This window comes from Prosthecobacter algae, assembly GCF_039542385.1.
In the GTDB taxonomy this organism is placed as follows: domain Bacteria; phylum Verrucomicrobiota; class Verrucomicrobiia; order Verrucomicrobiales; family Verrucomicrobiaceae; genus Prosthecobacter; species Prosthecobacter algae.
This window is the reverse complement of record NZ_BAABIA010000002.1, coordinates 324,140-336,393: the sequence shown is the minus strand read 5'-3', so window position 1 is coordinate 336,393 and position 12,254 is coordinate 324,140. Positions and strand designations below refer to the sequence as shown.

The following is a 12,254-nucleotide window of genomic DNA, read 5'->3' as shown; positions in this document are numbered from 1 at the left end:
TTCTTGCCGTTATAACTGGGCGGGCCGGAGCGTTAACTGCGCCCCTTCATGCTCCGCCTTTTCATTGCCTGCCTTTTCTCGGTCTCCGTTTTTGCTGCGCCAAACGCGGAACCTTTCCCCACACCTCCCAGCATCAAAGGACTGCAGGTGCAGATGGTGCCGGATGCCTTGGAACTGGGCATCCACCATGCGGGAATCAACATCAACCTCACCGCCCTGCCGGACCTAGCGAAGAAACCTGGCAATCCCACGCATACGGTGGAAGGGCAGACCTTCGCCTTTAACGCCGCTTATCTGGCCAGTCTGGATAGACAAATCAAACCCCTATCGGACAAAGGCGTCGCCGTTTACCTCATCCTCATCGCTTACCCTTCGAAGGAAGCTGTGCGTGATGCTTTGGTGATTCATCCCCGGGCCCGTGCGGACTACAAATACAGCGTTGGTGCCTTTAACAGCGTGACTCCCGAAGGACGGCTCTGGCTTAGGGCGGTGACGGAATACCTGGCGGCGCGTTGGTCGGGGGACCAGCCACAGCATGGCCGTGTGTGGGGATGGATCGTGGGCAATGAGGTCAATTCTCACTGGCTCTGGTACAACCTCGGCAAGATGCCACTGGCCGAGGCGGCCAGCCATTATGAAAATGCCTTTCGCATCGTCCATCAGGCCATTCGCACCGCCTCCGCACACGCACGTCTCTACATTTCCTTCGATCATCACTGGGCAGTTTCCATGCATGGCATCAGCGCGGAGGAGGCCACCCCTGGCCGTGATTACCTGGACACATTTGCCCGACTCGTGCGCGAGCGTGGAGACATAGATTGGCATGTCGCTTGGCACCCCTACCCGGAGGACCTGGGCAATCCACGGGCCTGGGCGGACAAGAGCGTAACCAACGATGATACCACGCCAAAAGTGACTTTCAAAAACCTCCAAGTCCTACCGAAGCATCTGGAACAAAAGGAACTGCTTTATCAGGGGCAGCCCCGCCGCATCATCCTGTCAGAGCAGGGCTTTCACACGCTGCTCACGCCGGAGGGGGAAAAGCTCCAGGCCGCCGCTTATGCTTACGCGTGGGAAAAATGTCTCACTCTGCCCACGGTGGATGCGTTCATCTACCATCGTCATGTGGATCACGCGCAGGAGGGCGGTCTGCGTTTAGGTCTCTGGCGCAATGCGCCCGGGAGCATCGCCGATCCTCATAGCAAAAAAGCCATCTGGGAACTGTTTCAGAAAGCCGGGACGCCTGAGTGGAAAGCCGCCGCCGCTCCACTGCTGCCAGTCACGGGATTGAAGGATTGGACTCAGCCTTAAAGTTTACCGCGCCAGCAGTTCCTCACCGCGATAGATCACTCGCTCAACCAGCCCCTTCAGCGTCTTGTTCAAGAAGGGGGTGTTGATGCTCTTCGACTTCATGAACTCGGGGGTGAAGGTGGTCGTGCGATTTGGATTGAAGAGGATGAAATCGGCGATGCCGCCTTGCTTCACAGGCACGAGCTCTAGTTTCATCAGGCGGCGCGGCTCCGCGGAGTAGCGTTTGACGATGAGGCCCCAGTCCAGGATGCCTTTTGAGATGAAACAATCAAAGAGGCTTGGCAGCGCCGTTTCCAGGCCGGTGATGCCGAAGGGGGCGCTGGCGAAGGCCTGATTCTTTTCAAACGGCGTGTGGGGTGCGTGGTCGGTGGCGATGACATCGAACCAACCATCCTTGAGCCCTTGCAGCAGCAGCGCATTGTCTTCCTTCGTGCGTAGCGGTGGGTTCATTTTGTAGTGCGTGTCATAGTCGCCGATGTCTTCATGGCTGAACATGAGATGGTGGGGGGCGATCTCGCAGGTGACGCGGATACCCCGGTCCTTGGCGCGTTTGATGGTGCCCATGCCTTCGGCGGTGGTCACGTGCTGGATGTTCAGATGCACGCCCGTATATTCTGCGAGGCGGATGTCCCGAGAGATGCAGATCTCTTCGCTGATGCTGGGGATGCCTTGCAGGCCGAGGGCGTAGCTGATTTTTCCCTCATGCATGCTGCCTTTGCCGCTGAGTTCCTTCACCTCGCAGTGACTGGCCAGGGGAATGTCAAAGTCGCGTGCGTATTCCATGGCGCGGCGCAGCACTTGCGGGTTGTCCACGGCGTAACCATCATCCGTCAGCATCACACAGCCGGCGGCTTTCATGCCGGCGATGCCTGCCAGCTCCTCCCCCTTGCGGCCTTTGGTGATGGCTCCGGAGGTGTAAATGCTGGCCCCGATGCGTGTGCGGCGTGCAGTTTCCAGCACCGTGCGGACGACCCCGGCATTGTCGATCGCCGGGGAGGTGTTCGGCATCATGACAAAACCCGTCACCCCTCCATTGATGGCTGCCTCGGCACAGGTGGCGATGTTTTCTTTGTCCTCCTGGCCCGGCTCACGGGCATGGACGTGGATGTCAAAAAGAGAGGGCAGCAGGATGCGGCCCGTGCAGTCAATAACCTCGGCATCCGCCACCCCGGTGATCTCAGCGGCTACGCCGATGATGCGATCCCCCTCCACCAGAACATCCCCGCGCATCAGTTGGGCGGAGTCTTCGGAGGCGATCTGGGCGTGGCGGTAGAGACGTTTCATGAATGATGAACATGATATGACGCGCGAAAGCCGAGTGGCAAGGGGGACGCTGAAAGTTTGCACGCCCCTGAGCAGGGGATGTTTGTCTCCCAGGATTTTTTTTCGGGGCTACGGAATATCTTTGTCTGTTGGCGGCTCCCAAAGTGCGGGTGGAATTTGCCGTTCCCAGACGTAACCAGTCAGGAAACGGCGAAAAATCCCCTCCCGCGCCGTAATTCTCCCCCCAATGCAAAGACTCCTTGCCCTCAGCCTGGTGCTGGCCGCGCTTTCCTCTTGTGAGCGCGCTCAGCAAAAGACCGCCGCCGCACCGCCGCCCTCCCCGGTCACGGTGGCTAAACCCCTGGCAACTGAGCTGACGGAGTGGGATGAGTTCATCGGCCGCCTGGATGCCCCGGAATCCGTCGAAATCCGTGCCCGCGTCTCCGGTTACCTGGAAAAAATCCACTTTCGGGAAGGCAGCGACGTCAAGGCTGGCGACCTGCTTTTCACCATTGATCCGCGCCCTTATCAGGCCGTGGTGGACCGCACCCAGGCCGATGTGGAACGCGCACAGGTTCGGGTGAAATTGGCGAAAATGGAGGCCGAGCGTGCCAAGGAACTCATGGAATCCAAGGCCATCGCCGTGGAGCAGATTGATCAGCGCAATCAAGCCCTGGCGGAGGCCGAGGCCAGTCTGCGCTCTTCCCGGGCAACGCTTCAGCAGGCGCAACTGGACCTGGAGTTCACCCAGCTCAAATCCCCCATTTCTGGAAGAACGGGGGATGTCCTCATCACCCAGGGGAACCTTATCAACGGCGGCAGCAACAATTCCAACGCCACCGTCCTGACCACCATCGTCTCCGTGGACCCCATCCACTGCTACCTTGACGTGGATGAGCAGTCGGCCCTCAAATACCGTGAACTTCGCCGCCTTGGGCAGCGCGCCAGCGCCTTGGATCAGAACATCCCTGCCGAAATGGCCCTGGCCAATGAGGAGGGATACCCGCACAAAGGCGTAATTGATTTTGTGGACAATCGGCTGGACCCCGGCACGGGCGTTATCCGTTCCCGCGCCCTGTTTCCAAATCCAGACGGTCTCATGGCTCCCGGCTTTTTCGCCCGTGTGCGCATTCCTGGCAGCGGCAAATACAAAGCCCTGCTGGTGCATGACAACGCCATCGGCAGCGATCAGGGCAAGCCGTTCTTGTTCGTGATTTCCACGGAGGGAGTCGCCAAGCAGGTGCCGGTGGAGATCGGGCCCCTGCATGAAGGTCTGCGCGTGGTGAAAACGGGCATTGCCCAGGATGACCGGGTGGTGGTGGAGGGCATGGCCCTCGTCCGCAATGGGGCTACGGTCTTGGTCAAGGAAGAGCGCGAGATGAAGGTCGCCCCGCTGCAAACCGCCACGAAATAAAGCCGCATGAACATCTCCCGCTTTTTCGTGGACCGGCCGATTTTCGCCACGGTTCTCAGCATCGTCATCACCCTGCTGGGGGGTCTGTCTTACTTCGGCCTCGCGGTGAATCAGTACCCCGATGTGGTGCCGCCCACCGTGGTGGTGAGCGCCACTTATCCTGGGGCGAATGCCCAGGTCATTGCCGATACCGTCGCCACTCCGCTGGAGCAGGAGGTCAACGGGGTGGAAAACATGCTCTACCTGTCCTCGTCCTGTACAAACGACGGGCGCATGAACTTGACGGTGACCTTCAAGCTGGGCACCGATCTCGATCAGGCTCAGGTGCTGGTGCAAAACCGTGTGAACGCGGCCCTGCCACGTCTCCCGGAGGACGTGCGCCGACTCGGCGTGCAGGCGCAAAAGCGCTCGCCTGACTTAACCCTGGCCGTGCAGTTCTTTTCGCCGGATGACTCCCGCGACGTCATTTACCTCTCCAACTACGTTTTGCTGCAGGTGCAGAACCAGCTCGCCCGACTGCCGGGTGTAGCGGAGGCCTCTACCCTGGGTGGGTTGGATTTCTCCATGCGCATTTGGCTGGACCCAGACAAGATCGCTGGGCGCGACCTGACCGCTGGCGATGTGCTGAAGGCGATTCGCGAGCAGAACGTCCAGGTGGCTGCCGGGCAGCTCGGTGCCATGCCTGCGCCTGAAGGCACCAGTTTTAACTACACCCTCACCACCAAAGGCCGACTGATCACGGCCGAAGAATTCGGTGACATTGTCATCAAGACCAATGCCGATGGCCAGGTCATCCGCGTCAGCGATGTCGCCCGCATTGAACTGGGGGCCCGCGACTATGCGGTGAAGAGCTACATGGATGGCAAGAATGCCGTCTCCCTGCGTATCTTCCAGCTTCCTGGCACCAATGCTCTGGACACAGCGGATGGGGTGTATGCCAAAATGGCGGAGCTGAAAGAACGCTTCCCGCCGGGGGTGGACTATCGCATCAACTATGACCCCACTCGTTTCGTCCGTGCCTCCATGGAGTCGGTGCTCCACACCCTGCTTGAGGCCATCATCCTGGTGGTGCTTGTGGTGGTGGTGTTCCTGCAAAACTGGCGCGCCTCTCTGATTCCGCTGTTAGCTGTTCCGGTGTCTCTCGTCGGCACCATGGCGGTGATGCAGGCCTTCGGGTTCACGCTCAACAACCTGTCTCTCTTCGGTCTTGTGCTCGCCATCGGGATCGTGGTGGATGATGCCATTGTGGTGGTGGAAAACGTGGAGCGCTTCATTGCCAAAGGCCACTCTCCACGGCAGGCCACCCTCCTGGCCATGAAGGAGGTGACCGGCCCGGTCGTCGCCGTGGCTCTGGTGCTCACGGCGGTGTTCGTGCCTACAGCCTTTCTCGGTGGCATCACGGGGGAGTTTTATCGCCAGTTCGCTCTGACCATCGCGGCCTCCACGATCATTTCAGCGTTTAACTCGCTCACACTCAGCCCCGCCCTGACGGCCCTGCTGCTGCCTCCACACGGGGCAAAACCCGACATGCTGCAGCGCGCGATCGACCTATTGTTCGGCTGGTTCTTCCGGCTGTTTAACAAGTTCTTCAACGGTCTGTCTAATGTCTTTGGTAGCATCGTGGCGAAGCTGGTCCGCATCGGCATCGTGGTGCTCCTGGCCTACGGGGGCCTCATCGGGCTGTCTGGCCACCTGTTCAAGATCACGCCCACCGGCTTCATCCCCACCATGGACATGGGCTACATGCTCGTTGTGGTTCAGCTTCCGGATGGGGCTTCGTTTGAGCGTACCGATGCCGTGGTGCGTGAGATGGACGTCATCGCCCGCGAAACGCCAGGCATCGCCCACACCTTCGCCATCTCCGGTTATTCCTCCGTGCTCCAGGCGAACCAGAGCAATGTCGGTGCCGCCTTCCTCATCTTGGAACCGCATGATAAACGCACGCCCGAGCAAACCTCGGATGCGCTCATCAACGAGATGAAAAAACGCTTCTCCGGTATCCAGGCTGGGCGTGTCATCGTGCTGCCCCCTCCCGCCCTGCGCGGCCTCGGCAATGCGGGCGGTTTCAAGTTCCAGATTCAGGACCTGAACAACGCTGGATTGGCCGGTCTTCAAAATGCGACCAACTCCCTCATGGATGCCCTCCGGGCTGAGCCGGGCTTCACCTCCATGATCTCTGGCTTTCGCTCTAACGTGCCACAGTACTACCTCGATATTGATCGCCAGGCTGCCAAAAACATGGGCATCTCCTTGGCCGATATCAATGAGACCCTGCAGGTGTACATGGGCTCCGCCTACGTCAATGACTTCAACCTCTTTGGCCGCACCTACCAGGTTACGGCCATGGCTGAACCGCAATACCGTGTGCGGCCCGAGGACGTGCTGCGCCTGAAAACGCGTAACCAAAAGGGTGAAATGGTGCCGCTTGGGGCCCTCGTTAAAATGAACCGCATCGGCGGGCCAGACCGTGTTGCCCGCTACAACATGTACACCACGGCGGATGTGAATGGCAACACCCTGCCCACCGTCAGCTCTGGCGAAATGGTCAGCAGTGTCGAGCGGTTGGCCAAAGAAAAATTGCCCGATGGTTTCGCTATCGAGTGGACGGACCTCACTTATCAGCAACTCCTCGCCGGCAACACCATCGTCTTTGTGTTTCCTCTTTGCGTGCTCTTTGTCTTCCTCGTGCTGGCCGCCCAGTATGAAAGTTGGAGCCTGCCGCTGGCCGTGATTCTGATCGTGCCGATGTGCCTTCTCAGCGCCCTGGTGGGCGTGTGGATCCGGCAGATGGATAACAACATTTTCACTCAGATCGGGCTTGTGGTGCTCGTCGGTCTGGCGGCGAAGAACGCCATTTTGATCGTCGAGTTTGCCCGCCAGCGTCAAGAGGCGGGTATGGATCGCTTTGCCGCTGCTGTCGAGGCGACCAAGCTGCGTCTGCGCCCCATCCTCATGACCAGCTTCGCCTTCATTCTGGGCGTGCTGCCTCTGGTCATCGCTAAAGGTCCTGGTGCTGAGATTCGTCAGGCCCTCGGCACTGCGGTGTTCTACGGCATGATCGGCGTGACCTTCTTCGGCCTGCTGTTCACGCCTGTGTTCTTCGTCCTGCTTAGCCGGAATGTGAAAAAGCCAGTGGTCGAAGATGATCACTCGCACGTTGCTGAACTGTGAAGCTTCTCTTTCTCTGCTCTCGCAATCACTGGCGCAGCCCCACCGCTGAGGCCATTTATCAAAATGACCCCCGCGTTCAGGTACGCTCCGCCGGAGTCAGTTCGGCGGCGCGCACCCGGGTAAGTGAAAAGTCGCTGCGATGGGCCGATGTGGTTTGCGTGATGGAGCACTGGCAGAAAAAGCGCCTCCGCGATGACTTCCCCACCGTCATGGGGGATTTACGGATCGAGGTGCTGGATATCCTCGATGACTATGAGTACATGGACCCCGCTCTCATTGAGCTGATTCGAGAGCGGGTGGAACCCTTGATCATGTAGGAAACACAAAAAAGCGGCAGGTCAGAACCTGCCGCTTAAGGGGCAAACAAAAGGGGAGCGCTACTGGCGCACTTCCTTGATGTGCTTGTCAGGTGCTGCATCGAAGGTGGCCTTGCTGGCGGCGTCCGCAAAGGCGACCTGGCGGGAGTAAGTCACGGTTTTGGAGGCATCCACTTTCTTTTTGCTCAGCGGGCACTGCACGCCATTGGCGCTGAGGATGTTGCTCAGGTAGGCCTTAGGCGTAGCATTGAACTGAGATTTGCAGCGATCACAGCAGACGGCCACCGTTTTGCTGTAGTTGCTGGTGATGGCCGCATTGGCGGGTTTACCTGAGATCGGGCAGACCTTATTCAGGGGTTCTGCAGCAGGGGCCAGACTGGAAAAAGCGGCGACGGCAAGGAGGGCGAGGAGACGTTTCATGGGCTAGTTTTTGCGTGTGTCTTTCGACGGTACAACGGATAACTGATTCAATCCTTTTGCATCAACCAAAAATCGAACCTGGATTTTCCTTATGCTGCTTCCTGAAATTCTGACTTGTCTGGGCATTGGGGTGGTCAGTGGGATTGTCGCCGCGCTCTGTGGGGTGGGTGGCGGTGTGGTCATGGTTCCTGCGTTTGTTTTTCTCCTCGCCATGCCTCAGCGGCAGGCCGTGGCCACCAGCCTAGCCATCATCATCCCCACCGCCCTCATGGCCACCACACAGAATTCACGCCATGGACTGGTTAACTGGAAGGTCATGGCCGTTACCTCCCTCTCCGCCGCCCTGTTTGCCTACTATGGCTCTGGCTGGCTGAAGACCCTAAGCAATGAAACCCTGACCCGGATTTTTGGCGTCGTCATGGTCGCATTTGGCCTGCGGATGCTCCTTGTCGGGAAGGCGTGATCTTTCCTTGCGTCACTCCCGCCTCGCCGCCACCATCGCGCCATGTTGAAACTCGGTTTGATCGGATGTGGAAAAATGGGCGGTGCCCTCCTGCGCGGTGTTGAAAAAGCCCTGGGCAGCAAGGAGCTGTCGGTCGCTGTCAGTGATGTGGTGCCTGCGGCAGTGGATGCCCTGCGGCAGTCCCTTGCCTGTCAAACCCGAGTCGGCACACCTGCGGAGGTGGTCTCGGCCTCCGAAGTCGTCCTTCTCGCGGTGAAACCCGGGGACATGAAAAGCCTGTGTGAGGGACTTTCCTCGCTGGAGGGGAGCCGACTTTACATCAGCATCGCTGCCGGCATCTCCGTCGCCCAGCTCGAAAGCTGGCTGGGAGAGCGCCAGCGGGTGATCCGCTGCATGCCCAATACGCCCGCCCTGGTCGCGACCGGTGCCGCCGCTTTTTCGCGGGGCGCGAAGGCCACTGTGGAAGATGCCGCCGTGGCGGTCAAAATCCTCGGCAGCGTCGGCACGGCTGACGAGGTTTCTGAAAAGCTTCTGGATGCGGTCACCGGCCTCAGCGGCAGCGGTCCCGCCTATGTTTACACCGTCATTGAGGCATTGGCTGATGGGGGAGTGCTCATGGGCCTGCCGCGCACGGCAGCCCTACGCCTTGCCGCCCAGACAGTGGCCGGTGCCGCCCAGATGGTGCTGGAAACCGGGAAGCACCCGGCCTCCCTGCGGGATGAAGTCACCAGTCCCGGTGGCACCACCATCGCCGGACTTGAGCAGCTCGAAGCCCATGGCCTCCGCCACGCCCTCATCCAGGCCGTTCGCAAGGCCACAGAGAGGAGCAAGGAACTGGGAGCCTGATCTGGAACCCGTTCTTTATGCCATCTTGTCTCCGGCCTCGCCTGGCAGCAGCCGATGTACTTCCTTCAGTAATTGGGCCGCCGTGTAGGGCTTGCGCAGTAGGATGGCATCCGCAGGCAAAACAGAATCCCGGCGGAACGTCTCAGCCGAATATCCGCTGGTATAGATGATCTTCAGGCTCGCCTTGCGGGCGCTTAGCTGCGCAGCCAGCTCGTGGCCACCGACACCGCCTGGCATGATCATGTCTGTCAGCACCAGATCCACCTGGGGACCGATCTCCTCCCAGAGCGTCAGCGCCTCTTGCCCGTTGACCGCCTCATGCACCTTGTATCCATGGGAGGTCAGCACATGTTTCACGATGGTGCGCACCGTCGTTTCATCCTCAACGATGAGGATGGTGGCGCTGCCCCGTGAACCCAGTGAAGAGGGTAGGGCGATTTCCTCCTCTGCCGGCGCTGGCACTGGGTTGACCAGCAACGGCAGAAACACGCGGAAGGCGGCGCCGGCTCCTGGCTGGCTTTCCACACTGACCCAGCCGCCATGCTGCTGGGCAATGCCAAAGACCGTGGCCAGGCCGATTCCCGTGCCCTGACCGATGGCTTTGGTCGTGAAAAAAGGCTCGAAAATTCTCTCCAGATGTTCTTCTGAAATGCCTGTCCCCGTATCCCGCACTTCCAGGCAGGCATATTCGCCGGGTGCTGCCTGCGTGGGTGCCTGTGGCGGCATTTGCCGCAGGGGGACTAAGCGTGTTGTCAGGGTCAGCGTTCCGCCTTGGGGCATGGCATCCCGAGCGTTGACGGCCAGATTCAGCACCACCTGCTCCATCATGCTCAGGTCCGCATGCACGAGTGCCGGTGCCGGACTCAGGCGGAGGTTGATCAGGATATGCTCCCCGATCAGCCTCTGCAGCATCCGGTTCATATCCGTGACGATCTGATTGAGATTGAGCGTTGTTTTGTTCACGGGTTGTTGGCGGCTAAAGGTCAACAGTTGGCGGGTCAGAGTGCCCGCCCGGGTGGATGCTTCCAGAATTTCGCTGAAGGCACGTGTGGTCATTTCCGGGGACAGTTTCACAATCTTGGCCAGGGATGCATTCGCCTGGATGACCGTCAGCAGGTTGTTGAAATCATGGGCTACGCCGCCTGCGAGTTGACCAATCGCATCCATCTTCTGGGACTGACGAAGCTGGTCTTCAAGGTGCTTTTGTTCCGTCACGTCATCACTGAAAACGGACACACCTGTCACCTCTCCCGAATGGCGGATGGGGTTGAAGGAGGCCTGGAAAATCCGTGTTTTGCCGCGCACTTCCTCGGTAAAGGTGGCCTTGAAACGTTCGCCCTTCAGTGCCTTTTCATAGTGAGGACGCCACTCGGCAAAGTGCGCGGCAGGCTCCACATCCGGCACATGCTGGCCGAGCTGGGCTTTCTTCCCACCGATGACCAGGATATGATCCAGATACCGGGAGTTGAAGGTCAGGTAGCGCAGATCCCGGTCCAGGGACCAGATGGCCCCGGAGCTGTTTTCCAGCAGCGCCAGGAGGTTGGCCTCGGAAACACGGCGCGCGGTTTCAGCGCCTTTCCTGTCGGTGATGTCATATCCCTCTACCAGCATGTAGCGCAGGAATTGGTCCTCCTGCCTCACAGCCCGGATGGAGAAATCAATGGCATGAATATTTCCCGCCCGGTCTGGATGGACGGTTTCAAACCGGACGTAGTCTTTGCCTTGCTGGATTTGACGGATGGCATCGCGGAGTTTGTCCTGTTCGGTGCTGGAGTGGGTCCACCAGATGGTATCCCAGAACCATTTGCTTACCACTTCTTTCAGTTCCACTCCTGCAAAGGCCCGGGCAGCGCTGTTGGCTTCAATCACACGCCCTTCCGTATCCAGCAGTCCCTGCAAGAGAAACGTATTGTCCAAAATCGCAGAAAGCTTCTGCTGGCCCTCCCTGACCTCCTGGGTGCGCACCTCCACTTGGCGCCGTAGCTGTAAAGTCCAGAGCGTGGCCAGACTGCCAATGAGGCTGAGAGCTGCAATGCCCCATAAAAATGGTTTCAGATTTGTTCCAGCCTCAGGCCTCCAGATGAAGCCCTGAAGATGTTTCAGCTCTTTGACAACCTGGGTTTCAACAAAAGTCTGAGCAATGCGTTCCCACCGCCCATCGTTCATGTGACCAACTTCCACCAGATCTGCCTGGATCAGCGGCACCATCTCCCGGGCCTCCACTTCCAGATTTTCCCTCAGGATGCCTCTTTCCTTCACACCGGGTATTTGGAGGATGTGTTCGATAAGTTCCTCCGGGTGCTTCATCGCATAGTCCCAGCCCTTCAGGGAAGCCTCGACAAAAGCCTTCACCAGGGCTGGGTCTTTCTTCACCAGGCCTTCGGTGGTGAAAAGCGTGTCGCCATAGAAATCCACCCCGTAGTCGCTGAAGCGTATGAAGGCGGGAGTCACTCCCCGCAGGCGGAGTTGGGTGGGCTCCACCGTACTGTAGGCGGAAATGGCATCCACACGCCCTTCGATCAGGTCCTCGTTGCTCCAGCTATGCGGCCGAAATTCGATGCGGTCTGCCGGCAGCCCTTCACGGATGATCATGGCCCTCACCTCAGCCTCTCCCTGGTCGGTGGCCACCATCAGCCGCTTGCCCACTAGGTCAGATGGCTTGGTAATACCTTGTTTAGCGACACTCAGCAGAATGTAGGGTGAGTGCTGGAAGATGGAGGCACAGACCACCACTGGTTTGCCCTGCATGCGCGCTAGCAGCACGTCACAGTCTGTCACCCCAAAGTCCGCGTCGCCGGATTGCACGACTTGTAGGGATCGTCGGTTGGGATTGCCCTCCCGCAGTTCCACCTCCAGGCCCGCCTGCCGATAGTACCCCTGAATCTCGGCGGCGTAGTAGCCCGCAAATTGAAATTGATGGTGCCACTTGAGCTGGATGCGCACTTTTTTCGCGGGTGGACCATCTGGCGCGGCCAACGCTTGGGACGAACTTCCGCAGATCCAAAGAACGACCAGCAGTTTGAGTGGCAGGTTCAACGCTGCAATGGCC

Annotated in this window: 9 protein-coding genes; 6 read left to right on the top strand and 3 right to left on the bottom strand. The window is 59.2% G+C overall.

The genetic code is table 11. From position 1 onward, the window contains the following. Window positions 1-48 precede the first annotated feature (48 nt). Window positions 49-1,311 (top strand): DUF5722 domain-containing protein, encoded by a 1,263-nt coding sequence (locus ABEB25_RS04800; protein ID WP_345735243.1) that lies wholly within the window; start codon window positions 49-51, stop codon window positions 1,309-1,311. Between the two features lie 3 nt (window positions 1,312-1,314). Here the strand turns inward: ABEB25_RS04800 and ABEB25_RS04795 are convergent, their stop codons facing one another. Continuing rightward, window positions 1,315-2,595: a dihydroorotase gene (locus ABEB25_RS04795; RefSeq protein ID WP_345735242.1), complete on the bottom strand. Its 1,281-nt coding sequence runs from the start codon at window positions 2,593-2,595 to the stop codon at window positions 1,315-1,317. 226 nt (window positions 2,596-2,821) lie between these two features. On the opposite strand from ABEB25_RS04795, the gene ABEB25_RS04790 reads away from it, so the two are divergent. The 3 genes from ABEB25_RS04790 to ABEB25_RS04780 are packed head-to-tail and all read left to right on the top strand — an operon-like array spanning window position 2,822 to window position 7,476. Further along, the gene (locus ABEB25_RS04790; RefSeq protein ID WP_345735241.1) at window positions 2,822-3,988 is read left to right on the top strand and encodes an efflux RND transporter periplasmic adaptor subunit; all 1,167 of its coding nucleotides are present in this window, start codon (window positions 2,822-2,824) and stop codon (window positions 3,986-3,988) included. 6 nt (window positions 3,989-3,994) lie between these two features. After that, window positions 3,995-7,159, top strand: coding sequence for an efflux RND transporter permease subunit (locus ABEB25_RS04785; protein ID WP_345735240.1), 3,165 nt, complete (start codon window positions 3,995-3,997; stop codon window positions 7,157-7,159). Beyond that, complete coding sequence (locus ABEB25_RS04780; protein ID WP_345735239.1) at window positions 7,156-7,476, top strand: low molecular weight protein tyrosine phosphatase family protein; 321 nt, start codon at window positions 7,156-7,158, stop codon at window positions 7,474-7,476. Before ABEB25_RS04785 ends, ABEB25_RS04780 begins: the two co-directional genes overlap by 4 nt. Window positions 7,477-7,536: 60 nt before the next feature. Here the strand turns inward: ABEB25_RS04780 and ABEB25_RS04775 are convergent, their stop codons facing one another. Beyond that, window positions 7,537-7,896: a hypothetical protein gene (locus ABEB25_RS04775; RefSeq protein WP_345735238.1), complete on the bottom strand. Its 360-nt coding sequence runs from the start codon at window positions 7,894-7,896 to the stop codon at window positions 7,537-7,539. A 91-nt stretch (window positions 7,897-7,987) separates the two neighbouring features. Between ABEB25_RS04775 and ABEB25_RS04770 the strand changes: the two genes are divergently transcribed. Beyond that, window positions 7,988-8,359, top strand: coding sequence for a TSUP family transporter (locus ABEB25_RS04770; protein ID WP_345735237.1), 372 nt, complete (start codon window positions 7,988-7,990; stop codon window positions 8,357-8,359). A gap of 42 nt (window positions 8,360-8,401) precedes the next feature. Next, window positions 8,402-9,205, top strand: a complete 804-nt coding sequence (gene proC / locus ABEB25_RS04765) for a pyrroline-5-carboxylate reductase (RefSeq protein WP_345735236.1) — start codon at window positions 8,402-8,404, stop codon at window positions 9,203-9,205. 15 nt (window positions 9,206-9,220) lie between these two features. Here the strand turns inward: proC and ABEB25_RS04760 are convergent, their stop codons facing one another. Next, window positions 9,221-12,241 (bottom strand): ABC transporter substrate-binding protein, encoded by a 3,021-nt coding sequence (locus tag ABEB25_RS04760; protein WP_345735235.1) that lies wholly within the window; start codon window positions 12,239-12,241, stop codon window positions 9,221-9,223. Window positions 12,242-12,254 lie beyond the last annotated feature (13 nt).